Source organism: Ruegeria sp. AB8, from assembly GCF_056542605.1.
The window spans coordinates 162,032-186,513 of sequence record NZ_JBQGAB010000005.1 but is presented as its reverse complement, the minus strand read 5'-3'; the positions used below and the strand labels follow the sequence as shown (position 1 = coordinate 186,513).

The window sequence follows — 24,482 nt, the reverse complement described above, 5'->3', positions numbered from 1 at the left end:
GGCTCACTCGGATTTGGGCGTCAGCGCCGGCAGTTTCGGAAGCGCGTTGGTTTCCGGGGCGGGGCTTTCAGGTGCCGCCCCCGACGCCTGTGCGGTTTCCGGCGGCAGCGGGCGCTGAACCTGCGGGGCGCAGGTTTGTGTCACAACGGCGGGAAGCGCGCCTGTGTCGGCAAGAAAACGCATCAGGTCGCCGGTGGACAGCGCGAAATTCAGGCTGCGCATCGGGCCGACTTTGACAAAGGTATTCACGCCAACCAACCGGCCGCACATATCAACCAGCGGACCGCCCGAATTGCCTTTCGATATCGGCGCTGAATGCACAACCACTTTGGTTTGCGGTGGCAGTGTCTGTTCGGCCGATATAGTGCCGTCTGTGACTGCCAATTCCGGAACGGCGGTTCTGTCACCGGACCGGAGTTGTTGGAAATTCGCGTCACTTTGCAGCAGATCACCCGGGTAGCCCGCGGCGATAACGGATTGCAGGCGCAGCGATTCCGCGGAATCCAGCACGTTGAACGAAGGCTGTTGTGCGCCTTGAACACGCAGCAGCGCAAAATCGCCACCCGTGGACTGGAACGGGCCAAATGTCTTGAGAACCTGCGCTTCTCTCAATGAACCGAGCGCATTGTTGGTTACATAAATCGTCGCACCCGGCGACGCGATAACGTGGTGATTGGTGACCAGAAGGTCCGGGCCCACAAAGAAACCTGTCCCGCTGCCCAACCCTTCGGGCGACGGGGCGAGGACCATGGCAGTCCGCTCCTCGATATAGGCAAGCAACGATTTGGTGTCCTTGGGGTTATCGGAATCCTGAATTTTCACGCGCTCCGGATTGGGGGGAAGAATAGAGGTTCTGTCAGCGGGGCGCACTGCGCCGGGTATGTCGGCGCGGTCATTCGGATCGGGCGGCAGCAACCCTTCGATCGTGCGACCGTTGGGCATCAGCAAGGTGCCATCCGCTTCGCAAACCGCGCCATCCAGCGCAAACTGCAGGTCTGCCAGACGCTGTTCCAGCGATTTGTTGGTGCTAAGAACCGCCGCAAGTGCCGCCTCGTCAGTGACCGCGCGGTCTTTGGCAAGGTCCGGGAAAATGCGATTTCCGGGGATCAGCAGCCAGATCAGGGCGCCGCCGGCCAGCAGAAGCAGCAACAGCAACGGCAGCCAGGCCCAAAGCGGCACCCGCTGCGGTGTTGCCGGTGCCTGAGAAGGCGGAGGCGGCGGTGTTGGATCGGCCGTTGCGGCTGCTGCTGCGACCGGAGCCGCCGTGGCTGCTGCTGCCGTTGCCGCCGCGGCTGGTGCCGGGGGCGCCGGGGCAGCAGCCTGTTTCTGCGCGGCCAGTTCCTGCGCTTCGCCTGACGACAAAGGCGGTGCAGAAGGCAGGGGAAGAAAACGCCCCAGAGTTTGCGCATAGTGTTTCGCGCGGGTCTCGGTCTGGCGGCTGGCTCCGGCGGGCAACATGCCCCAGTTGATGATGACCGGTGTTCCGTCCACGGACCAGACATCGTTCATGTCAGGGATATGAAGGGCGCTGCCAATCAGGCTTCCGGTCTGCTCGTTGCCCAAGGCGGCCTGAAGTGGCGCCAGCCTGCGGGTCAGCTCCTGCCCCAGCGCGTTCTGCGCGGCGTCATCCAGACGATTGAACGGCGTCGCATTTCCCTTGATGTCGGTATACCACGACACCGACGGAGCCACCTGATCGTTTCCCCGGCTGAGCAGCGGTTCGGCAAATAGATGCGCCGTTTCCTCACCCCCATGCGCGGTGAGCGCGTCCAGCAGAGCCGGATAGGCCTCAATCGCAAGCTCGTCTCCAGCCTCAAGGCACTGGCCCAAATCGATTTGCGTCTTGGTCAGAAAGTGTTCAGCCATCAGTTGCCCCTTGCGGGTCGGCGGAATTCGACGGTTGTCGAACTGCCGACTTCTGGTTGCGTCACGACACAGCTGGCCGTGCCGGATTCATTCAGTTTACAGCTGCTGCTCAGGCGGTAGATGTATCCGCCGTCGCTGCATTGCAGGTTGCCGGGTTCGTCGATAATCAGCGATCCATCAGCTGCGAACGCGCCGGTCACCGGTCCGGCGCAGCTGTTGCCGTTATCGGCACGCATTTCTTCGCGCCCATTGCCACTGGCGTCGAAACACATGGTCCACTGGTTGTAATCAGTCTTCACGCCGGTCCGTCTGTTGGTGGTCACAAACCGGGAATCCAGTTCCCAGCACCCTTCCAGCAATCCGATACGCTGATTGTCCCAGTCCTGAGGGTCGATCTTGTCGGGTATGGGGGCCAAATCGGGCAGCGTGGCCTGTTGCGGTGCCTTGGGCTCACACTGCAACAATGCAAGCTCGCGTTCGTGCCGCAAAATGCGATCGACCAGTTCCTGGTTTTGTCGTTCGAGTGCCGCCAGCCTCTGTTCAGCCTGCTCGGCCTTGTTGACCGGGCACCAATCCAACCAGGTTCCTGCGACCCGATCATTTGCGCCGCATGCAGGAACAAGCGCAGCGGCAGACCAGGCAACAATCGCGATCAACACACCAGTCGTCAAAAATGCCAACACAGCCCGAAACAAAAGAAAAATAGCCCCCTACAAATTGAAGATAAGTAAACGTGACTCATAACTCATGGTCAACGCAAATCTCAGAATTTGACCAGTTACAGAACTTGTCACACAGCCGCGCTTACAAAAGCTGTCATTTCAAACTTCTAACCGCAGAGCCTACCATTTTAGGCAATGGTAAAATCGTCCGGAGAGTTCGAGATGTTTGACTTTGAAAACACAGCAGGACCAGTTACCGAAAGTTCACTGTTGTCCGTTTCCGGAGGCGGTTTGCTGGGCGTTATCCCGGCTGCCATGTTGCTGCGTATCGAGGCCCTGGGGAAAGAGAAATATGGCCCCCATTATCGCCTGTCCGACAGCTTCGATTCCGTGTCCGGATCCTCGACTGGGGCAGTGATTGCCGCCGGCATCGCGCTGGGCCTTTCCGCTCAGGATATCGCGGATTTTTATTTGCAGGATGTGCCGCGCGGTTTCAAACGGCGCAAGCGGGCTGTACCGCTCTTGCAGGACATCTTCGACGGCGATCTGCTGCACAGCTTCTTCGAACAGCGCACGCAGGGGCGGCTGCTGGACCGCAACGATCTGGAATGCGACCTGACATTGCTGGCCAAAGACCTGCAGCGCGGGAATTCGATCGCGTTTACAACGATTGACTACGGTGTGGACCGCGTATTGTCCGCCGAAATCCGATGCGAAAAACTGCCTCTGTCCGACCTCTTGCGCGCCAGCACTGCAGCCCCCGGTCTGTTCTCGCCGGTGTCCATGACATTGCGCGGCGTGGGCGAGACCCGTCTGGTGGATGGCGGCTTTAGCCTGTTCAATGATCCGTCTTACCTGCTGACCCGTCTGACCCGGGCTCGTGGTGTGCAGCGCATTGCGCTGACCTCGCTGGGTACGGGCAGTTCGCGCCCTGTTTATTCGGGCAATTCCCTGACAGACAAAGTGTCAGTCTTCAGGGCCTTCCGTGGCCTCTTCGGCCTGATCAAGGATGGTGAGGCGCTGTCTCGGGAGCTGATGCGTGATATGGCAGACATGTTAGGTTCGGGATTGCAGCACACCCATTACGACATGAGCCTGACCCGCGACACCTTCGATGCGCTTGGTTTTGAACTTGAGCCCGGTGAACTGCGTAACATGCGTAAAATCGCGGATTTTTCGGGGAAGGAAAGGCTATTTGAAGCAGCGCAACTGTTGGCCGAAGCAACGATTGTTGAGCCTCTGCCGTTGGTTGGAAACCTGCAGGCGGCCTAGGGAATTGACAGTTCAAATCATATCGTCCCCAATCGGAGAAAACGGATAGTACATCATGAATACTGTAGATGTTTCATATTTGGACGGTGTTCCGGAAAAGAAAGCTTCACGCATTGCCATTCTGGATGCGCAAAAGCTGATCATCGGCGACGAGGGTGCGACAGTCACTGTTCTGGACGTTGAAACCCTGACGGATGACCAGGCGAATGAGCGTCTGACACAGGTTGCACAGAACGCGGCACGGGTTCTGGTTCTTTTTTCTCTGTCCCACGGGGTCAGTTTTCGCAATCGCCGGGACGAGCTGATCGCGCTTGGCGCGGACGACGTCATGTCGGCCACCGGGGCGGATGATGAGTTCCTGACACGGGTGCAGGCGCTTCGGCATCAGGCGCAGCCTCCGCGCGTACTGATTGTGGAAGATGAAGAGGAAATCGGAGACTGGGCGGTGGATGTCCTGCGCGAGGCCGGTATGGACGCCATGCGTGTACGCACCCTGAAGGATGCGCAGAACAGGTTCGAAGCCGGACCGGTTGACGCGCTGGTCGTGGACCGCGGCCTGCCGGATGGGGACGGGCTGACCTTCATCTCGCGTTTGCGTGACCTCGGCATCCGAATTCCGGCCCTGTTGTTCACCGCACTGGATTCCATCGAGGAACGTATCCGCGGGCTCGAGACCGCGCGGGCAGATGACTACATCTGCAAACCGGTTCACGAGGGCGAGTTGCGCGCGCGCGTTCAGGTGCTTTTGCGTCCCTTGGTTTCGGAAGAAACGATGGTGTTTGGCCCGCTTGAGATCAGCCGCAAGGACAGGATCGTCCGGTGGCGCGGCGCGCGTGTCGAACTGCGGCCGAAAGAATGCGAAATGCTGATCTACCTGGCCGAGCGCGACGGCCTGCCGATCCCCAAGCGGATGATCTATCTGGACGTTTGGCAAAAGACGTTCATGGATGTCGGCTCGAACCCGGTGACGGCGGCCCGGCACCGGCTGGTGCGCGATTTCAAGTCCGCTCTGGATTCGCGCGGCGAGACGTACCCGGAATTCCTGGAAACCGATGGGGATGCCTATGTTTTCCGGTCCGAAGCATTGCTGCGCATTCCCGCTGATGAAAGCCCGGATCAGTGATCCACCTGATCGGAGAAAACCCGAAACTGTCCCGCATGGTAACGGGACAAGGGCTGTTTTACGCGGCGCTTGGTGTTTTCCTGACATTGGCGGCAATTTTCTGTCTGTCCGTATTCTCGGCGGCAGACAGGGCGGACCGGCAGACCCTAAAAAGCGTCGAAGCGCAGATGCTGCGTATTCTCGAAGACAGTGGCGTAAGTGGGCTGGCCACCGCGTTCGATCGGTCACGCAACATAGTTCTGCCGGGCACCGACCGGCTGGAACTGGCGATCTGGCAGATCAGCGGAGATCGCAGGCGCGTTCTGCTGGAAACAACACCGGGCGCAGCCAGCGCCCTTGAGCACGGGCAGGGACATGCGTCGCTGGATGGGGCCGATTTTGAAACCAGATCGGTTGATGTTGCTGCGGCCTCACAGGACTGGGCGCTGCCCGTTGGGGATGTGGCGCTTGTCTTTGGAATTGAATCGCCCAGTTTCGAAACCCAACGCGCACGTTGGCTGGCGCTTGCCATTGCCGGTGTCTCACTTGTCGTGTGCGGTTTGATGATCCTGTTGCAGATCGCGCATTGGCAACGGTACCGACGCAGTCTGCAACGGGTGAACCGGTTGCTTGAGCGGTATTCTTCGGGCGAGACCGGCATTCGGTTTGAAGATGAAACGCCCGCGCCGGAATTGCGCGAGCTGGGTCGCCAGTTGAACGAAGCGCTGCCCAAGATTGACGGGCTGTTCGCTGATTTGCGTGCCCTGTCCGCCCATCTGGCGCATGAGTTGCGGACACCGCTTCAGAATATTCGCAGCGGCATGCGGAAGCTGCTGAATGCACAAAACGCGCAGGACAGGCAGATTCACGCACAGCGTATCGACATGGGAATAGATGCCGCTGACGCCCGCCTGCAATCCATCATGCAATTGTTCCGGCTTCAGGCCGATGCAGATACCCGGCTGGAACCAGACGTCCCGCTGGGGGATTTGCTGGAAGACCTTGTTTACGATTTCGAAGAAGACCTGCAGGTAAACGGGCGAAGTCTGGTTCAGCACATAGACAAGTCGCTACGTGTCACCGGCAACTCGCATCTTCTGGAACTCATGCTGTCGAACCTCTTGTCCAACGCCGCAAAATACGCTGCCGCAAACAGCGAAATCCGGGTCGAGTTGACCGGGGATGCGACACGGTTCGACCTGAAAATTTCCAATGCCGGGGCCTTGTCGCAAGGCTTTACCGAACACGCGTTCGAGCGTTTCGCGCAAGGTGCCGAGCATTCCGGTATTACCGGGTATGGGTTGGGTCTGGGGTTGGTGAAGGCGATTGTGCAGAAACATGGTTTTTCGGCCAGCCTGGTGGAAGATGCAGACGGCGGGCGGGTCGTTGCATCGGTATCCGGCGCGGCATCGGGCGGGGGAGGGTAGGCCATGATGAAGGCAAAAGTGCTTTCAGTCTTTCTTGTGATCGTCCTGCCAACGGGAATGCAGGCACAACCAGACAGTGCGGCAGCCCGGGTCTCTGCCGGTCTGGTTCTTGCCGACTGGGCCGTATCAACTGAAAACGCGCCGCTGTTGCTAGCCGCGCTCGAGATTGTTTCCGCACACGCCCCCAAAGGCGAAACCGCAACGCAACTGCAAAACCGCTATCAGGCCGAGGCGCGGTTTTTGATGCGAGGGGACAAAGAGCTTGGTGAGCGGTTTGATCGTTTGATTAGCAAAACCTCGCCTGAATCTTTGCGAAACACGGTTTGGATTGTCCCAGGCGGCAGCCGGTTCGAACCGCCACAGGGGCAGGGTGTTGCATCTTTTGCATCCGCCAAAGGCGTGTCAGCGCGGCAAGTGTTTGGTCCGTCGGGGGCGTCCTGCCGACGTGAGGCGCAGAACTGGGACTGTGTGCCTGCAGACCTGCAAGGTCAGCTACAAATCAATCACGTGCCGGGTGGTCCTAACTGGGTCGTTATTGAGACCCGGCCTGTAGAGCCATGATCCGCGTTTTTCTGATAGTAGCCTGCCTTCTGTCGGCAGGTGCCTCCGCAGCTGGGCCTGATCGCAAAGCACTGTTGATTGGCGTGATGAATTACACTGCTGATCTGGCCCGTCTGGGTGGGGCCCTGACCGGACCGGGCCCGGACGTGGCGCTGATGACGCAGGTTTTTGCTGGCAAGGGTGTTCCAATAGAAAAGATTTCAGTGCTGTCGGATTCTCCGGAACTGATTGAAACCGAAGGTGTTTCAATAGGCGCTCCAACACGCGCCAATATTCTGGCCGCGCTGGATCGGTTGGCGGCAGAGGCGCAGGCGGGCGACAAGATAGCGATCTACATGGCGGGCCACGGTGCGCAGATTGCGTCCGGTTCGGACGCATCCGAGGTGGACGGGCTGGATGAGGTATTCTTGCCCTCGGATTTTGCCTTTGATGTCGATGGCGCGCCGGTCAATGTTGTTCGGGATGATGAGATTGGGGCCAGAATAGACCGGATGATCGCCGCCGGGGCGAATGTGTGGCTGATTGCGGATACCTGTCATTCCGGCAGCTTTCGGCGGGGTGAGACAGCCGTTGCGCGCTTAGTCGATCTGAGGCCCGACACGACAGTCAGCCCGGTTGCCGAACCACTGGTGGACCTGTCGAAAGCCAGTACCCTCGCACCCGGTCACTTTACAGGATTCTATGCGGCCGAGGCCGGATCATTGGCCTACGAGTTGAAACCGCCGGGTTCGCCAACGGTTCATGGTCTGATGACATGGGCGCTGGCCAGTGCGTTGCGAAGTGCCGAAGCCCCCACATATTCAGAACTGGCCAGACAGGTTTCCGCGACGCTCTGGGATATTGGCTGGGGGCGTGCAGATCCGCGGTTTGAGGGGGCTTTGGGTACAAAGCCCATGTTTTCTGAGGGTACCGGAGTGTCGGACCGGTTTGCCGTCTCCATTTCGGACCTCGTTGTTGTCGAGGCTGGTGTCATCGATGGCGTTACGACAGATACGGTGTTTTCAGTCGAGGACAGCGATGGCGCCCTACTGTTCGATGTGTCGCCAACGGAAGTGACGCTGACCCAAGCCACCGCCCCGCTTCCAGAAACCACCCGCGCCACACTTGATGAGAAGATCAAAGCCGAGGGTCTGGAACTCGAACAGTTCCGAATGCGCTGGCTTCAGCACCGCGCGCCCCGCCTGGCCGCAAAGGTTTCTTCGCGCCCGACAGATCTTTCGCTGGCAGTGGGGCTGTCGCTGCAATCTGCTGACTCGCAATTTGAGGAGCGGATTGCTCAGATGATCTCGGACCTGCAGCCACGGTTGCGCCTTGATCAGAACGATCCGGACATTCAAATCGTAGCCGATAAGGACCGGTTGGTGCTGCACCCCGTTCCCGACGGTGCGCGCGATGCGTTGTCTGTTCCGTTTGACGCGACCCAATTGCCTCTGCTGGAGCAGATGTTGCAGCGGGCCGCAAAGTCGCGCGCGCTGACCTCGGTTGCGGCGACATTGCAGACCAGCCCCTTGTCGCAAGGGATCACCGCCAGTGCCCGTCGCATCCCCGGTGAAGCAGACGAAGAATTTGTATGTCAGGAGGCTTTGGCGGTTCAGGTTGAGCCTCAGTTCGTACCCCAGGGCATCCTGCAGGTTGGCCACTGTGACACAGTGTTGGTCTCCGTTCACAATCGCAATCCGTGGCCGGTTGATCTGACGCCCCTTTATGTCGCGCCGGACAATCAGGTGTATTTCCTGTCGGGATACAGGGATGCCGAAAAAGGCGGCTGGCGCATAGGGGCAGGAGAGACCGATGCCCTGCGCTATACCGAAGCCACGCGTGGGCCGGATGGGGCAGTGCTGGCTACTGGTCAGATGCGTGTTTTGCTCTTGGCCGAACGCGGCATGCCCGGGTCGGACCCGGTCGATTTTCGTTATTTACAAGACGAACGCGCGCCGCCCGCAACACGGTCTGTGCCTGCCAACTCGTTATCCTCGCTTTTGACCGAAGCCGGATTCGGGCTGGCCAAAACCCGTTCCGTCGGTGAAACTGTTATCAAGCAAAGCGGTGCCGTTATTATTCCGCTGAAAACCGTTGCAGAGGTGGGGGCCGAACGCGGTGCGCAGTAAAGTCAACATTGCGGTTCTGGCTGTTCTGAGCCTGATGTTCCTTGGTCAGGGTGGATCGGCCGTGGCGGCCGACCTGCGCAAAAGCGCCCTGGTTGTGGCAGAATGGGCCGTTGAGGCAAACGAACCGCAGGCCCTTGCCAGCAGTCTGGCTGTGTTGCTTGAGGAAGGCGGCACTCTGGACCCGGAGGATCCGTTCTCGGTCTTGCCTTTGGCCGACGCGCTGCGTGACATGCCCGGAGGAGCGGATTTGATGGACGCGGTTCTCGAAACCGGATCCCGGGGTCAGCTTGGTGGCGCCGCCCGTCTGGACCTGTCGCTTGCGCCCGGACAAACTCATGAAACGGACGTTTTTCTTGTCGGCTCGGAAGTAACGTGGATCGAGGCTCGCTTGTGGCGCGGGTCAGGTGGGGCTGATATCGACGTTGAACTCGTGGGCTCGGACGGAACCAGCATCGCCGCAGACATCAGCCCGCAGACCGGCATCGAAGGGATTGCGGCGCTGGTGGATGTCTGGATCGACAGTTGCGTCAACGCGACGTTGCGGATCACGAATGCCGGCGGCAGTCAGGGGCGCGTCGCGTTGTTTGTTCCACAGTCGCCCCATCAGGATTGCGAGGCGCCGGGTTGACTGGCATCCGCCTGCCCGGCGCTGTCTTCGCGCTTTTGCTGGCTCTGGCCCTGCCGGTCGTCGCCCAGAACCAGAACTCTGCCGAATTGGAAGCGCTGCAAAACAGAGCCGGTCAGGCCTTCGTTGCACAGGATCATGCCACGGTCCGGGAACTTGTCAGGCAGATGGAACCCATGATCGACCGGGGCCTGCGTACCGAAGGGCGGAACGGGGTCGCGCAATATGGGATACTAGGAGAAATCCTGTTCGGCATCGGCGACAGGGAAGACGCATTGCGCGCCTACACCAAATCGGTCGACGCAGCCCGGATTGAGGGTCTGTGGCTTCAGCGAGACGGGCTGTATGTCCGCTATGAATACGGAAGTCTTCTGCAACTGCTCGGACACCACGAAAAAGCGCTGAGTGTCAGCTCAGAGCTGCTGCGGGATCTTGAACAACTGGGTTTCTTAAACAGCGCTGCGGGATTGGATACCGGTATTCTGGTTGGCGCAATTCTTCTGGATACAAACCAGCTGGATGGCGCCCGGCAAATGTTTGAAAACATGGTCGGGATCGCGCGGGAACACGACACGGAAGGCCGCAAGCTGCAAGTGGCATTGAACGGTTTGGCCAATACCCTGAACGCGATGGAAGCCTATGAAGCAGCGCTTGAACCCACACGTGAAGCGTCTGAACTGGGCAAAAGATTAAACGCGGTTGACAGCGAGTCCCACCTTTACGCGCGGCTGCGATACGGAATTGCGCTGGAGCGTGTTGGCAGACTGGATGAGGCGCGATCCGTTACTGAGGACGTTCTTGCCTCGGCGCAGGGCAAACTGCCTCAGGGGCACGAGATTATTCAATGGGCGCGCCGAACGCTGGAGGATATCGAACGCGCGGAGGGGCGGAAGTTCGCAGCCCGCGAGTTGAACCGGCAAATTTCGGATGATGCCTTGTCCAGCGAGGATCCTGCTCAGCGTCTTGCTGCGCTGCTGGCGCTGGCCGGACATGATTTGGCGAATCTCGAGTTCGAGAGTTATGAGGCCAAAATGATGGCGGCGCTTGAACTGATCGTCTCGGACCCGGGTGCGGTCCCTGAAAGACAAAAGGCCCAAGTCTACTTCGCAGTGGCCGATCACCTGGTGAATTTCCGCCAGAACTTCAAAGGGGCCAAGCCGCTATATGCCCGATCCATCGATATCCTGACGCGTGAACTGGGACCGGATCACCGCGAAACCCTGCAAGTCCGGGCCCGCAGGTTGCAGGCCAAGGACAAGGAAATTCAGGCCAACGTCGCATTGGACCGGCCCAAGGAGGAGCTTGCGTTCTGGGATGGAACAGAGGCGGGAAAGGCACCCACGGCCTCGGATCTGGAAATGCTGCGCCGACTGGCCGCCGCAGAGGAGGCGCAAGGCACGCGGCTTGAGGCTTATGCATCAGAACTCAACTATGCCTTTTTCCTGCAAGAAGCCGGACAAATTGAAACCGCGCTGGCAGTCATAAGAAACCAGATCGAAAAGCGGGAAGGAGAACAGCGGACGGGTTCCATACCCGATCTGGACATCAACTACCGATTGGTGGACGCGCATGGGTCGGCACTGCTCAAAGGCGGGCAATTCTCTGCTGCGGCAGCCGTCTTCCAAAATGGAACAGTCGACCTGTTGAACTATCTGCGCGGGTTTCAATGGCTGGAAGGGATAGCGGGCGGGGCAAAAGTATACCTGATTGGCCAGGTGTATGGTGAGTTGTTCGCCTCATCAGCGCTCAAGGCTGCCGAAACCGGCAGTGAGCAGGAGAAGAACCGCTATGTTCAGATGGCCTTTGAGGCCATGCAACTGGCGGGTTACGGCCCCGCCTCTGTCGCTGTGGCCCGTGCGGCGATCCGGGACAAGGCGCAAAACCCCGATCTGGTGCAACTTGCGGCGCAATGGCAGAATGCGACTTTGGCCCAGCGGGTCGGGAACGATGTTCAGAATTCGGATCTGGACCGTCTGCGGTCCCGGATGTCGGCGCAGTTTTCCGAATACTTCGAATGGCAAATCCCTGCGCCGCTGACGATGAGCCATATCCAGCGCGAGGTAATCGCGCCGGATGAGGCTGTGATCATGATCCTGACAGCCACAACCCAGAGCGCGCTTAAGAAAGGGATCAAAGGGCTGGTTCTTGCCGTGACCCGGGACGGCGCGGCGATGGTTGAATTGCCTCAGAAGTGGAACGTTCTGGTGCAGGACATACTTGATCTCCAGCGTACGCTTGACCCGAAGTCGCCAGAGCAGATGGCCCAATTGCGGGCGCCGCTTGCCAACGTGCAGGGCGCGTCGGGCGCCGAAGCGACGCGGTATGCCGCCCCGTTTGCTTTCGATGCCGCAGAACGACTGCACAAGACGTTTTTCGGATCGCCGGAAATAGCTGATCTGATTGGTTCCAAGTCGACCTGGACGTTGGTCCCCTACGGTGAAACGCTGAGCATACCTTTCGCGGCCCTGATCGTGGATGACCCGGGCCGACATTTGCAGGACCGTCGCACCGCAGGGGACCTGCGCGAAATCCGCTGGTTGGGGCATGAGCGCGCGCTGCGGGTTGTGCCGTCCGTCGCGGCCCTTGAAAACCTGCGAAAACGTCCCCGGGTCCCCGAGCAACCAGCCTCCAGGCTGGCATATGTCGGATTTGGCGACCCTGCGTTTCAGGGGGCGGAACTGGCGGCCTTGCCTCAGACAGACGTCGTTATGCGCGGATCGGTCTCGCAACGAGCAACCGCAGTACGCGCGCTTCCGCGTTTGCCGGGCACCCGGCGCGAAGTTGAAACGCTGGCAGGGTTGTTCGGAGAGACCCGCAGCGACATTCGGTTGGGTTCCTCAGCAAGCGAAGCGGAAATCGTTGCGCTCAACAACCAAGGCAAACTGGCGCAGGCGCAAATTCTGCATTTTGCAACGCATGGGTTGTTGTCGGGCGCGTTCGAAGGGTTGGCCGAACCCGCATTGGCGCTGACGCCAGACGCGACTGCCCCGGCGCAAGGAAGTTTCACTGGCGATGGCCTGTTGACCGCCTCCGAGGCCGCGCAGCTCGATATTGGCGCTGACTGGGTCATTCTGTCGGCCTGCGACACAGCAGGGGAAGATTCCATCGGCGGCGAAGGTCTGGGGGGGTTGGTTCAGGGCTTTTTCTCGGCTGGCGCGCGCAATATGCTTGTCTCGCATTGGCGCGTAGATGATCGCGCCGCCGAGGCGCTGATTACTCGCACCGTGACCGCCTCGGAAAATCAGACCAGCAAGGCCGAGTCGCTGAGGCAGGCGATGCAAGCTCTTTTTGACGACACGAGCCGCGATCAGACCCAACTGCCCAATTCCCACCCGTCGATCTGGGCCCCGTTCCTGATGATTGGCGCAGGCTGACAGATGACCTGCGCCACAAAAGAGAACGGGCCACCTGATCAGGCGGCCCATTTGCTTTTTCTGGCAGTTGTAGCTTAGTCCTTGGGCGTCAGCAGCGGCAGCGTATTTGCAACCGGAACCACCCTGGGCAAGCTTTGCCCGTTGTTTCCTGCACGCTGGTTCTGTACCTGCAGTGCAGAACGGATGACCTGAACCCGTTCGGTTGTCGTGCTGGGGACGAAAACAGGCGTTGCACCGCTTTCCAGTGAGTCCATCGCGTTCACATACCACGGAACCGCTGCCGCGGGAGTCGCAGGTACACCGAACCCTTCACGCAGGTGGTGCCCAATCAGCTCTCCGTAAGGAGCCTGACCCGCAGCCATCATCGTCAATGCGCCAGCCAGGGCCATCTCGGCATCATCCAGACGATAACCGATGCCCAAGCAGATCTGGCCATAGACACCCATTGTTGCGGCATCGCTCAGGCCCAGTTGGGTGGCGGTCGATTGAACCGCCGGCATGACCTGTGCCTGATCCGTTGAGGGCAGACCGGACATGACGTCGGAATACCCGCCTGCAATCTGGCTGCACAGCTCCGTCATCTCGTTTTCGGAAACCGCGTATTGCGACGCGAGGGATCCACCTTGCGTAATGGCAAACCCACGTGCTTCGCAGAACTTTTCGCTGAGCGCCTGGTTCGGATCTGTCATGTTCGACGCTTGAACCACACCGCCCTGAATGCGCGTTGTCTGATCAACCAGTTCACACCGCGCAGCGGCGGATACAGTGGGCTGACCAACCGGCTTCAGGGGCTTGAGCTTTGGCACCGTGCTGCCATTGCCGATAACCTGACCGCCACCCTGCTGGGGCTGGTCGGGAATGACCGCCTGCGGGACCTGCTGGCGTGGTACCTGGTTCAGGGGCTGCGCCGCTGCGGCCTGAGTGCCGTTGTTGGCCCACGGGTCAACAATGCCGTTGTTGTTGGTGCCATAATTGGGAGTATTTGCACCGTAGTTCGGCCCGGCATTGTCGCCATAACGTGCGGCATAATTGGGGTCACGACCGATGTTCAGCAATCCGCGCGGGCCTTCGGCAGCCATCGTGCGTGGATAGGCGCCACCGGCACCTGACTGATACTGCCGCCATCCATTGACCAGGTTCTGACGTTCCCAATCCGAAAGCTGGCCGGTCTGGGGGTATCCCATGTAACCTTGATAGTCACGGATCGCAGCACGGCTGCGGTTTCCCATCACGCCGTCGACCGTTCCCGCGTTCCAGCCGAAGCCGTTGAGCGCGCTCTGAACCTCACGGTTTTGCTGCCGCTGGGCAGAATTCACCGTCGAGCGGCGCGTTGTCGTCGTTTGGCTGCGTTTTTTGTTTTTGTTGCAGTTGATTGCGCCTGTAGCGCACCCAAGGATCACAGCGGCACCGCCGCCGATAATCACATCTGCCAAATCTGCACTTGCGCGGCTGACGCCCGTGGTAATCATCAGGGAGACCAGCAATGCGCCGCCGACGGATTTATTTAAAATATGACGTGGCATCTTTAAGTCACCTCCTTACCCAAAATCTATATCGTTATTCTTACTTAAACATGTGATTCAGTGCATGTTACAAAAAATGTCACCTGTTTGCACCCATGCAATTGAGCATTGAAAACAAATAATTTTAGGACGCCGAGGGTGGGTATGGCGCCCTAAAACTTCGACAATTCAGGCGTAATGACCCTTAATGTCGAAACAGTATCTCGATAAATCGTCAATTACCTGCCGACCATCGGGCATTTACGGGAACACCGTGAAGTGCAGCCTGCGTTTCCGCGATTTGCATTGCCTTGCGGATTACGCTGATGCGATCCTGTGTGGCGCTGGCCATGAAAACGGCAGGCGCACCATTTTCCAGTGCCGTCATCGCGTTCGCGTACCACTCGACCGACGCCTTCGGAGCTTCGGCGGTGCCGAAACCTTCTCGCAGGTGGTGGCCAACCAGTTCGCCATATGCAGCGTGGCCGGATGCGGTCAGTGAAAGGGCACCGGCCAGCGCCATCTCGGCGTCGTCCATGCGATACCCCATTCCTGTGCAGATCTCGCCATAGTCCCGGGCAATCTGGGGCATATTCAGCCCAAGCGTAGCATTCGCATTCCGCGCGCTGTCCAGGGTGGACTGCACCGGCGTTCCGGGAAGAGCACTGATTGTGCCCGAGAATGTGGCTTTGATGTGATTGCAGATTTCCGTCATTTCGGTTTCGGAAACTGCGAAATGGGACTGCGAGGACTGTCCCAAAGTAATGACAAGCCCGCGTGCCTCGCACAGTTTTTCACTCAGCGCCTGATGGTGATCGGTCACATTGTCCGCGTGGATCAGTCCGCCCTGAATTTTCGAGGTGGCATCCACCAGTTCGCAGCGCCCGGCCACAGATTTGACGGGTGTTCCTATGCGTTTGGGCAGTTCGCCGATGATGGGTGGCGGGGACGATTTGTTCGGAGCGACAATGTGGCCGTCTTTGGGTTGTGGCGATGGGTATGGCTGCGGCTGCTGCCCGTCGCCATAATGCCCGGCATAGCCGGGGTTGCGTTCAACCTTCAGCAGGCCACTTGGGCCTTCGGCGGCCATCAGTCGTGGATATGCGTTGCCCGCGCCAGCCTGATACTTGCGCCATGCGTTGATCAACGTATCCCGTTCCCACTGGGAAAGGCGTCCGTTGGCGGGATCGCCCATGAAGTACTGATAGTCGCGGATGGCTGCGCGGCTCCGGCGGCCCAATACACCGTCAGCGTTTCCGACCGGAAAGCCGAATGTGTTCAAGGCGTTCTGCACGTCGCGGTTTTGTTGACGTTCTTCCTCGCTTAGAACGGGCGTTGGGACCGGCTTTCTGCCGGGAGGTCTTGGTTTGTTTCTTGGGCAGATGTTTGGATTGGCGAGACATAACAGCATCGCTGTACCGATCACTTCCTTGGCGCCTGCGTTTGCGCGTTCAACCGATGCTGTCATCATCATGGATGCGGCCAATGCGCCGCCCAGCGTGTGTTTGAAAATACTGCGTGCCATTGTCGACCCCCTAAGCAAAAAACTATCTGGGACCAACGCTAGCCAGTGCCGTTCAAAATAGCCCGTTACAAAAAATGTTATCGCTCAGGATCGGGGGGAAGTTCGAGTTTTGCGTTTTCTTTTCAAGGAGTTGGCTTTAGTCTTCGGTTTTTTTGGCCTCAAGACTGACCCATAGCGCAAACATGCATTAGGGCACCAAGGGACGGAGCGTGCCCGGATTTTTGCCCGAAATAGCTTTTGGTCATTAAGATTTGCGGGGGCTGCTCAGTCAAATGAATGGGTCCACAAACCGCACAGGTTCACCCTACTGAATAGCGATCAGCAGCAGTTGATCTTTCTCCATGTCCGGTTCTTCAAGATAAAGCCCCATATCCGTCCAGAACCGGTTGAGCATTGTCAAAAGCTGCGCCTGTTCCGCCTGGGCCAGATCCTGCGCCAGCCCTTCATAGGCGCGTTCACGGATTTCTGCTTCGACGTCGGAACCCAAGGTCTCAAGCGTTGCCCGGTAAGACAGCAAGTACGTATCCCGGCTTGCCCGCAAGGCATCCAGCCGGTCGAGGTTCAGGTTCAATGTCTGCATTAGTTGGGTTCGTTGATTGCCGACCGTGACCTTGATCGTGTCCAGCAGGCGCAGGCTGTCCCGTTCCAGTTGCTGAATTTCGCGGCTGCCTTCGATCAAGGTCTCCACGAAAGCTGCCCCGCTCAGAAGCGTGGATTTTGCGGCTTGAAACAGGGATTCCGCCGCCTGTTCCCGCGCGATGCGAAATTCCAGCTGAAGATCGCCCAAGGCAGATTTGCGGCGGGGGTCCACTTCCTCTTCCAGCAGCGCGTTCAGGGTCGCCAGTGGGTCAGATTGCTCTTCCGAGGACCGATCAGCCTCTTGCGTCCAGCCATCCCGGATCGCGTCATAGCGGTCTTCGGATACCACGGCGGCACTGATGACCAGCCTGACGCCAAAATACTCGCCGGCCAGAGCCTGACCATTCAGGCTGCTGTACATCGGGTATTCATTACGGCGCGCGGTGTAGATTTGCGCGTCTTCCTGATCGACCGAACCGCCACGCGTGACCAGTCCGCCAGACTGGCCGTGACTGCGCCCGATGGCATTCAGGCGGAACGGTTCAAGCATCAACTCCTCAACATTGCCATAGATATCCAGAAGGCCCAGCGGGTTGGGTTTGCGCCGCGCTCCGATGATGCTGAGCTTGGTGCTGCCGCTGCCAGGCGCCAGATAGGCGGCGTAATCGGACAACGTCCCTTCGGAAAAGAACCTGCGGGCGGCAAATACCGAGGCGTCGGCTTTTGCGCCACCACGGGCGGCATATTCCCATTCAGGTTCGGTCGGCAGCCGCAGAAAGCCGGTGCGGTCACCCTGCCGGGGCAGGCTGTCGCGGGCGTTCTGCATCAGCCATTCGGAATAGGCGCGCGAGAGATCAATGGCTTCGAACCAACTTAATCCGCCTTTGGCCCGGGCTTCGACCGGTTTGAAGCCGCCGTCGCAATTCATGTTGATGGCGCGGTACTGAGCCTCATTCAATTCGTACCGGGCAATATAATAGTAGCTGACACTGTTTTCGGGGTCGTCGAATGCCCCGCGCAGATAGGTGGGCTTGAGGTAGTCCGAAAAAGCGGTATCGGCATCAGACTGCCCCATACGAAAGGGTCGGTCCGACAACGGGCGGGCGATATCGACCGGCACGTTGACTTTCTGAAAGGCCATGCCACCGCCACAAGGCATCGGTAAGATCAGATCTGCGGGACCGTGCTCCTGGCTGGACGGGTCGATCAGAATTGGGGGCCAAGGGGCGTCGCTTGCCCAAGCCGAAGACAGCCAAGCCATGAAAAAACACAGGCTCAGTCGAGCAGATACGGGCAAAATCGGAACTCCCCAAAATTCTGTAACCACCCGGCATCGGGCAGGAGACAGTTTTGCACAGATGAAACAGATTGCAACTGATGCAGTCCGGCGGTTCTTGCCGGAATCGCGTTCGCGTGGTGGTAATTCCACATCAGGCGGGTTAGAGGGTGGGCAACCGACAAACCGAGCATTTGCGATTGAAACGGCAGGAAGTTTTCTCAATGCAGATAGAAGATACTTCAATAGAGGGTGTGAAAATCCTTACGCCAGCACGCTTTAGCGATAATCGTGGGTTCTTTTCCGAAAGCTGGAGTAGGAGGCGCATGGAGGATGCGGGGCTGAACTTTGACTTTGTACAAGACAATCATTCGGTATCTGCAACTGTGGGAACGCTGCGCGGGCTGCATATGCAAACTCCGCCTCATGCGCAGGATAAGCTGGTGCGCTGTGGACGTGGGCGGTTGTTGGATGTGGTCGTCGATATTCGCAAGGGCAGCCCGACCTACGGAAAATGGGTGGGTGTCGAATTGAGCGCCGAAAATGGCAAACAGATGCTAATTCCAGCTGGGTTCTTGCATGGTTTCGTCACCCGTGAGCCGGACACCGAGATCGTCTACAAGTGTTCGGACTACTACGCCCCGGACTGCGACCGCTCGGTCCGGTTCGACGATGCCGATATCGGTATCGACTGGGAGCTGGAAATTGATCCTGTGCTGAGCGCCAAGGATGAAGCGGCCGTGACACTGGCGGCTTTGGACAATCCGTTTGTATATGAAGGTCAGAAATGAAAATTCTCGTGACCGGCGGGGCCGGGTTCATTGGATCCGCGGTAGTACGTCAGGCTATTCGTGACGGCCACAGCGTGGTCAACCTGGATGCGCTGACATACGCGGCGTGTCTTGAAAACGTGGCCAGTGTGACCAACCACCCTAACTACGGTTTTGTACAGGCCGATATTCGAGACCGCGCAGCCCTGGACAAGGTGTTTGCAGAACATGAGCCGGACGCGGTCATGCATCTGGCGGCGGAAAGCCATGTTGACCGGTCGATCGACGGGCCGGGCGATTTTATCGAAACCAACATCACGGGCACCTATCAGATGCTCGAAGCTGCAAGAGCATACTGGACACACATGGGTCAGCCCGAGGCGTTCCGGTTTCACCACATCTCGACGGATGAGGTTTATGGCTCGCTACCTGCTGACCCGCAGGTTCAGTTCACCGAGGAGACGTCCTACGACCCCCGCTCGCCCTATTCCGCTTCGAAAGCGGCAAGCGATCACCTTGTTCGCGCCTGGGCCGAAACATACGGCCTGCCGGTCGTGCTGACCAATTGTTCTAACAATTACGGGCCGTTCCATTTTCCTGAAAAGTTGATCCCCGTGATCATCCTCAATGCTCTGGCGGGCAAGCCACTGCCGATCTACGGGGATGGTTCTAACATCCGTGACTGGCTGTACGTGGAAGATCACGCGGATGCGCTTCTATTGGTGGTGCAAAAGGGGCAGGTGGGCCGCACCTATAACATCGGCGGCGAAAACGAGCGCACCAATCTGGAACTGGTCAAAACCCTTTGCGAAATCCTTGACCGCAAACGTCCAAAAGACAGCGGGTCTTACGCAGACCAGATCACCTTTGTAACCGATCGCCCCGGCCATGACGCACGGTATGCCATAGACCCGACCCGCATTCGCAATGAGTTGGGTTGGAGCCCGTCCGTAACCGTCGAGGAAGGGCTGGAAAAAACCGTCCAGTGGTATCTGGACAACGAAGACTGGTGGCGCGCGCTGCAAAACCGCGACGGCGTTGGCCAGCGACTGGGGACGGGAAAATGATCCTTGTCTTTGGAAAAACCGGGCAGGTCGCCCAGGAAATCGCCCTGAATGCGGGCCAGCGCGAGATCGTGTTTCTTGGCCGCGATGCAGCGGATTTGACCAACCCGGAACAGTGCCAGGCCGCCATCGAAACGCACCGGTCGCAAGCGGTGATCAATGCCGCAGCCTATACCGCTGTGGATCGGGCTGAGGATGAGGCCGAGACGGCAATGGCCGTCAATGGCACGACGGTTGGGGCCATTGCCCAGACCTGTGCAGCGCTGGGTGTTCCGTTGGTGCATATCTCGACCGATTACGTTTTTGACGGCTCGGGTGAGGCACCACACCAACCGGAAGATGCCACGAATCCAATCAACACCTACGGCCGCACCAAGCTGGCTGGTGAAACAGCGATCCGGGCCAGCACCTGCCGTCACGCCATATTGCGCACCTCGTGGGTGTTCTCGGCCCATGGCAACAACTTTGTCAAAACCATGCTGCGCCTATCTGAAACCCGGGATGCGCTGAACGTTGTAGACGATCAGATTGGCGGCCCGACCCCGGCTGCGGACATCGCGCGGGCCTGCCTGCGTCTGGCCGACTGCCTGATGGCTGGTGAGATGGACAGCGCAACCCTGCATTTTGGCGGTGCACCGGACGTCAGCTGGGCCGGATTTGCGCGCGAGATTTTCTCGCAGGCCGGTCGGTCCGTGACTGTTACTGGTATTCCGACCTCTGACTATCCTACTCCGGCCAAACGGCCCCTGAATTCGCGAATGGACTGCAGCAGCCTGTCTGCCTGCGGTCTGGAACGCCCCGATTGGCGGGCCGGCCTGCGCGACGTATTGAACAGCAAAGAGATTTCATCATGACGAACCGTAAAGGTATCATTCTGGCCGGCGGCTCGGGCACCCGTCTGTACCCGATCACGATGGGTGTGTCCAAACAGCTTCTGCCGATCTATGACAAGCCGATGATCTATTATCCGCTGTCGGTACTGATGCTGACGGGAATCCGCGAGATCTGCATCATCACCACGCCCCAGGATCAGGACCAGTTTCAGCGCACGCTGGGGGATGGCAGCCAGTGGGGTCTGGAACTGACCTACATCACCCAGCCGTCGCCGGACGGTCTGGCGCAAGCCTATCTGCTGGCCGAAGAATTTCTGAACGGCGCGCCGTCGGCGATGGTGCTGGGGGACAACATCTTCTTTGGCCATGGTCTGCCGACCCAACTGCAAAAGGCCGATGCGCAAAGCACAGGCGGAACCGTTTTTGGCTATCGCGTGGCCGACCCGGAACGTTATGGCGTGGTTGGCTTTGATGCGACCGGCGCAGTGCAGAGCATCATTGAAAAGCCCAAAGTGCCGCCGTCGAACTATGCCGTGACGGGCCTGTATTTTCTGGACGGTACCGCGCCAGAGCGCGCGCGGCAGGTCAAGCCGTCGGAACGCGGAGAGCTTGAGATTACGTCTCTGCTTGAGACGTACCTAGACGACGGAACATTGCGCGTCAGGCAGATGGGGCGCGGTTATGCCTGGCTGGACACCGGCACACATGCGTCATTGCTTGAGGCCGGAAACTTCGTGCACACGTTGTCGAACCGACAAGGTCAGCAGGTCGGGTGCCCGGAAGAGATTGCGTTCGAACACGGCTGGATTTCGCAGGAGCAGCTTCTGAAACGCGCGAAACTATTTCGGAAAACGGCATACGGAAGATACCTGCGCAACCTAGTGGACTAGTCCCACCGGGTTCCGATCCGCGGTTTTTTTTGAGACTGGTGAATATTGCGCGGGCCGGATTACCGGTCGGCGCTGAAATACTCGTCTGGGAAATATTTGCGCCAGAACGTGCTGCCATATCTTTGGAAGGCGTGGCAGCCAAATGGCAGCTTCCCGTCGTTGCATTCCAGCAGGTATTCCGGGGCCGCCTCAAACGCGAACCGCGACGCCTGAATCGGAGTGGGAATTGTAAACCCGCTGAAATAGCGCGGCACCAGGTTTGTCCAGATCACATCCTCGTTCACGCTGGGTTTTACGGGAATAATTGTTTTTCCGAACAGACGAAGCACTAGGTTTGCCAGGGCCACGGCACCAACCTTGTTGGCTATTCTGACGGCACCTGCGCAAGTCAGGAAAAGCGCCTCATGCGTCACCCTACGGCAATCGCTGATTTTGCGAAGGGACAATCCACCGTTCAGTTCACCCGTGAAGTCATACGGCAGGTTTGGTTGGCTGTACCCGTCAAAAACCGGCGCTCCGACAAAGGAATATCCATGCGCGGTCCAGGAATCGAGATGATCCTGAATGATCAGACAATCGACCTGACAAATCAGGATGTAAGAATAATCAGCAAATTTGTCATAAAACTCCTGACTGATCATCAGTTGGTTGTACGAGTCGATGCTGACAAAATGGGAATCGGACAGGCAAAGAGTCCGCGCTGTTCCTTCCGTTTCCCGCAGGACGTTTTTTGTGACCGTGTTGTCAAGGTAATCGCACAGAGCGTCTGGCCCCAGAATGGTGACATCGTGCGATTTCAGAATCCTGACATTGTGCAGAAGGGCCGCCATTTCCGTGTCCGTCAGTTCCCGGTGAACGGGCACGACAACATTGCAGCAGCCAGAAGTGTTTCCTGCGTCTGAACTGTGCGGCACTTTCATGAATTCGCCCCTTCATAGGCCAACTATTTGTAATCTTGCAATATTAGTGGGCCGATACACGATTCAGCCAAACTGTCAGGTTGAGCGAAATTTTCTTCGTTTCTGCTCTCAATCTAACAGCACCGCAATTGATTGCCAACGATACTCGGCGCTTGTCCTGCCGTGACAGGTGATGCTGACGCCATGACCCTCAGGTTGTCTTGTAACCCCGTCGCACATTCATGATTTGGGCTGAGGTGTCAATCCGATCTTTGCCCGCGGGGCGCATCCAGCCAATCCAGTGGGGTAATCCAGGCCAGATTCACTCAAGTACGTGCGGCTTTGCCTACCAATTGTCGGGCCGCATTCTGTCAGGAAAATCGGCGTTCATGGGCGTGAAAACTGGGTCCTACGGGAATCCCCCAATATCGCTGTCAGCCGCGAATCGTTAATTATGTATTTCAGATACCGGGTCTAAACAGACCAAACCACTTTTCCCCCAAGAAGGGGCTGGCTACTTACCCCCTCGGCCGGCCCCTTACCCCTTTTAGGAAAGTTTACAGATCTCCGGCCTGACCAGTCGCCAACCGCGCGACAAGCGCGGGCAGTTCCAATGCATCGTTGTACACCACATCATGGTGAATGTCCGAAATGGCCGATTTCCGGTAACCATTGGTGAAAAGCAAAAAAGGCACCTGCGCGCGGCGCGCCGTTTCAGCGTCAACTTCGCTGTCTCCGACAAACAGCCGCGGTCCTGTGTCGGGCAGGGCTTCGAAGCAGGCATTAAGATGGGCCGGATTGGGCTTGCGTATGTTCAAGGTATCGCCGCCGATAACAGCATCAAAGAAACCTGACATTCCCTGCGCTTCCAGGATGTGCCGGGCGGGCCGTTCGGGTTTGTTGGTGCATACACCCATCGCACAGCCCATTTCGCTGAGCGCATGCAGCGCCTGGATCATGCCGGGATACGCAACGGTGTGGACGCTGCTGGCGGCGTTGTAGTGGGCCAGAGTTCTCTGTGTCAGGTCCGAGTGCTGTTCAAGGGGAAGGCCGCAATGATGGATGACCCGCTCGACCAGTTTGGGAAGGCCGTTTCCAACGAATTGCCGGATAGTGTTCTGTTCCAACGGTGGATGACCGACATCATCCAGCATTCGGTTTGCCGCCGCCGCAATGTCGGCGAGGCTGTCGAGCAGGGTTCCATCCAGATCGAATACAAGGGTTGCAGTCACAGAAATGTCCACCGGTATCAATGCGTTCCAAGACCTACCCGGTGTCCCGGCCCGACGCAATCAAACAGTTATTCGGAAATGTGAAGGCACATGCTTGACAAACCTGAGTAAAATAATCAGATTAAGGCGTAGACAGTCAGCCAACCCGGCTCCGGGTCAGCCAGATCGTTGAAAAACGCAATCAGATCAAGGCGATTTGCCAAAACCTATCCGGAGTTGCCCGATGAACATGCAGAACCCGAATCCAAGCCAGGCCTATGCCGTTTCCATGTTGCCTGCTCATAAGGCGGAAGACCTGACCAAGGGTGGAAATCTGGCTCATATCGAGTTGGGGGACCAGCTTTACACGCTGCGCATCACCCGTGCCGGCAAGCTGATCCTCACGAAATGAGCGCGCAGTCCTCGCGCGGCGGGGCAACGGTTGGACATTTGGCAGATCTGAGCCCGGTTGAGGCAGGAGCCGTCATGTATCTCCGGCTGTGGGGAAACGGTGCCAACGGCCGCGCTGATGCCGCAAGCGATTTTGAAATCGCTTTGGGTAATGATCACGGTCGCGCCGCAATGCTGACCTTGGACAGGTTGTGCTCGCTTTGCGCCAACCATGGGCGCCGACCTCTGATACGTCACGGCCTGAACTGCGCATGCCTGGGTGCGGACGAAAACTGCTTTGCGCAGATGATTGCTGCCGCATCCGAAGGGGCGCGAGAGGATGCGATGATGATGGCCTCGCTTATCATCAGGCCGGATTTGCACCGGCGCTTGTCTGTCTGTCCGAAGAATTTGGGCTGGCGCTGCGCCGAATGACCATCTCGGCTCCGTTGCCCAACACGGGGCATCATACCCCGGCAGCTATTTTACATTGAAAGAGACCGAATGATGAGAGAACCCCGCGCTGCGCAGTGGGGTTCTTCTGAA

General features: G+C 58.4%; 20 protein-coding genes. 13 read left to right on the top strand and 7 right to left on the bottom strand.

The features are described 5' to 3' along the window. Nucleotides 1–3: 3 nt before the first annotated feature. Complete coding sequence (locus tag ACR0CG_RS07350) at nucleotides 4–1,866, bottom strand: S1C family serine protease (RefSeq protein ID WP_480523780.1); 1,863 nt, start codon at nucleotides 1,864–1,866, stop codon at nucleotides 4–6. Beyond that, complete coding sequence (locus tag ACR0CG_RS07345) at nucleotides 1,866–2,522, bottom strand: hypothetical protein (protein ID WP_480523779.1); 657 nt, start codon at nucleotides 2,520–2,522, stop codon at nucleotides 1,866–1,868. The genes ACR0CG_RS07350 and ACR0CG_RS07345 overlap by 1 nt, the downstream gene beginning before the upstream one ends. 228 nt (nucleotides 2,523–2,750) lie before the next feature. Here ACR0CG_RS07345 and ACR0CG_RS07340 point away from each other — a divergent pair, with 228 nt between their 5' ends. The 7 genes from ACR0CG_RS07340 to ACR0CG_RS07310 are packed head-to-tail and all read left to right on the top strand — an operon-like array spanning nucleotide 2,751 to nucleotide 12,997. Further along, nucleotides 2,751–3,800 (top strand): patatin-like phospholipase family protein, encoded by a 1,050-nt coding sequence (locus tag ACR0CG_RS07340; protein WP_480523777.1) that lies wholly within the window; start codon nucleotides 2,751–2,753, stop codon nucleotides 3,798–3,800. A 55-nt stretch (nucleotides 3,801–3,855) separates the two neighbouring features. Further along, nucleotides 3,856–4,923, top strand: coding sequence for a response regulator transcription factor (locus ACR0CG_RS07335; RefSeq protein WP_170615836.1), 1,068 nt, complete (start codon nucleotides 3,856–3,858; stop codon nucleotides 4,921–4,923). After that, nucleotides 4,920–6,329 carry a sensor histidine kinase gene (locus ACR0CG_RS07330; protein WP_480523775.1) on the top strand — a complete coding sequence of 470 codons (1,410 nt, stop codon included), beginning with the start codon at nucleotides 4,920–4,922 and terminating at the stop codon, nucleotides 6,327–6,329. Before ACR0CG_RS07335 ends, ACR0CG_RS07330 begins: the two co-directional genes overlap by 4 nt. Nucleotides 6,330–6,332: 3 nt before the next feature. Next, nucleotides 6,333–6,890: a hypothetical protein gene (locus ACR0CG_RS07325; RefSeq protein WP_480523774.1), complete on the top strand. Its 558-nt coding sequence runs from the start codon at nucleotides 6,333–6,335 to the stop codon at nucleotides 6,888–6,890. Continuing rightward, nucleotides 6,887–8,998 (top strand): caspase family protein, encoded by a 2,112-nt coding sequence (locus ACR0CG_RS07320; protein WP_480523772.1) that lies wholly within the window; start codon nucleotides 6,887–6,889, stop codon nucleotides 8,996–8,998. The genes ACR0CG_RS07325 and ACR0CG_RS07320 overlap by 4 nt, the downstream gene beginning before the upstream one ends. Continuing rightward, nucleotides 8,988–9,626 carry a hypothetical protein gene (locus ACR0CG_RS07315; protein WP_480523771.1) on the top strand — a complete coding sequence of 213 codons (639 nt, stop codon included), beginning with the start codon at nucleotides 8,988–8,990 and terminating at the stop codon, nucleotides 9,624–9,626. The genes ACR0CG_RS07320 and ACR0CG_RS07315 overlap by 11 nt, the downstream gene beginning before the upstream one ends. Further along, a complete protein-coding gene (locus ACR0CG_RS07310) occupies nucleotides 9,623–12,997 on the top strand; it encodes a CHAT domain-containing tetratricopeptide repeat protein (protein ID WP_480523769.1) in 3,375 nt (1,124 codons plus the stop codon). The genes ACR0CG_RS07315 and ACR0CG_RS07310 overlap by 4 nt, the downstream gene beginning before the upstream one ends. A 74-nt stretch (nucleotides 12,998–13,071) precedes the next feature. On the opposite strand, the gene ACR0CG_RS07305 is transcribed toward ACR0CG_RS07310, so the two are convergent. From ACR0CG_RS07305 to ACR0CG_RS07295, 3 genes are all read right to left on the bottom strand, one after another. Further along, nucleotides 13,072–14,520 (bottom strand): peptidoglycan-binding domain-containing protein, encoded by a 1,449-nt coding sequence (locus ACR0CG_RS07305; RefSeq protein ID WP_480523768.1) that lies wholly within the window; start codon nucleotides 14,518–14,520, stop codon nucleotides 13,072–13,074. A gap of 214 nt (nucleotides 14,521–14,734) precedes the next feature. Continuing rightward, entirely contained in the window at nucleotides 14,735–16,024 is a 1,290-nt protein-coding gene (locus ACR0CG_RS07300) for a peptidoglycan-binding domain-containing protein (protein WP_480523766.1), read from the bottom strand. A gap of 304 nt (nucleotides 16,025–16,328) precedes the next feature. Continuing rightward, nucleotides 16,329–17,864 (bottom strand): formylglycine-generating enzyme family protein, encoded by a 1,536-nt coding sequence (locus tag ACR0CG_RS07295; protein ID WP_480523764.1) that lies wholly within the window; start codon nucleotides 17,862–17,864, stop codon nucleotides 16,329–16,331. Nucleotides 17,865–18,103: 239 nt separating this feature from the next. On the opposite strand from ACR0CG_RS07295, the gene rfbC reads away from it, so the two are divergent. The 4 genes from rfbC to rfbA are packed head-to-tail and all read left to right on the top strand — an operon-like array spanning nucleotide 18,104 to nucleotide 21,436. Then, on the top strand, nucleotides 18,104–18,670 hold the full coding sequence (rfbC, locus tag ACR0CG_RS07290) for a dTDP-4-dehydrorhamnose 3,5-epimerase (RefSeq protein WP_480523762.1): 567 nt from the start codon (nucleotides 18,104–18,106) through the stop codon (nucleotides 18,668–18,670). Beyond that, nucleotides 18,667–19,716, top strand: coding sequence for a dTDP-glucose 4,6-dehydratase (gene rfbB / locus ACR0CG_RS07285; protein WP_480523760.1), 1,050 nt, complete (start codon nucleotides 18,667–18,669; stop codon nucleotides 19,714–19,716). Before rfbC ends, rfbB begins: the two co-directional genes overlap by 4 nt. Further along, entirely contained in the window at nucleotides 19,713–20,567 is an 855-nt protein-coding gene (gene rfbD / locus ACR0CG_RS07280; protein WP_480523758.1) for a dTDP-4-dehydrorhamnose reductase, read from the top strand. The genes rfbB and rfbD overlap by 4 nt, the downstream gene beginning before the upstream one ends. Next, nucleotides 20,564–21,436 carry a glucose-1-phosphate thymidylyltransferase RfbA gene (gene rfbA, locus ACR0CG_RS07275; RefSeq protein WP_480523756.1) on the top strand — a complete coding sequence of 291 codons (873 nt, stop codon included), beginning with the start codon at nucleotides 20,564–20,566 and terminating at the stop codon, nucleotides 21,434–21,436. Before rfbD ends, rfbA begins: the two co-directional genes overlap by 4 nt. Before the next feature lie 59 nt (nucleotides 21,437–21,495). Here the strand turns inward: rfbA and ACR0CG_RS07270 are convergent, their stop codons facing one another. After that, on the bottom strand, nucleotides 21,496–22,356 hold the full coding sequence (locus ACR0CG_RS07270; protein WP_480523754.1) for a DUF5672 family protein: 861 nt from the start codon (nucleotides 22,354–22,356) through the stop codon (nucleotides 21,496–21,498). Between the two features lie 536 nt (nucleotides 22,357–22,892). Beyond that, nucleotides 22,893–23,567 (bottom strand): phosphoglycolate phosphatase, encoded by a 675-nt coding sequence (gph, locus tag ACR0CG_RS07265; RefSeq protein ID WP_480523752.1) that lies wholly within the window; start codon nucleotides 23,565–23,567, stop codon nucleotides 22,893–22,895. Nucleotides 23,568–23,790: 223 nt separating this feature from the next. Between gph and hemP the strand changes: the two genes are divergently transcribed. After that, nucleotides 23,791–23,958 (top strand): hemin uptake protein HemP, encoded by a 168-nt coding sequence (hemP, locus tag ACR0CG_RS07260; RefSeq protein ID WP_170615874.1) that lies wholly within the window; start codon nucleotides 23,791–23,793, stop codon nucleotides 23,956–23,958. 74 nt (nucleotides 23,959–24,032) lie between these two features. After that, nucleotides 24,033–24,371 carry a hypothetical protein gene (locus ACR0CG_RS07255; RefSeq protein ID WP_480523750.1) on the top strand — a complete coding sequence of 113 codons (339 nt, stop codon included), beginning with the start codon at nucleotides 24,033–24,035 and terminating at the stop codon, nucleotides 24,369–24,371. Nucleotides 24,372–24,482 lie beyond the last annotated feature (111 nt).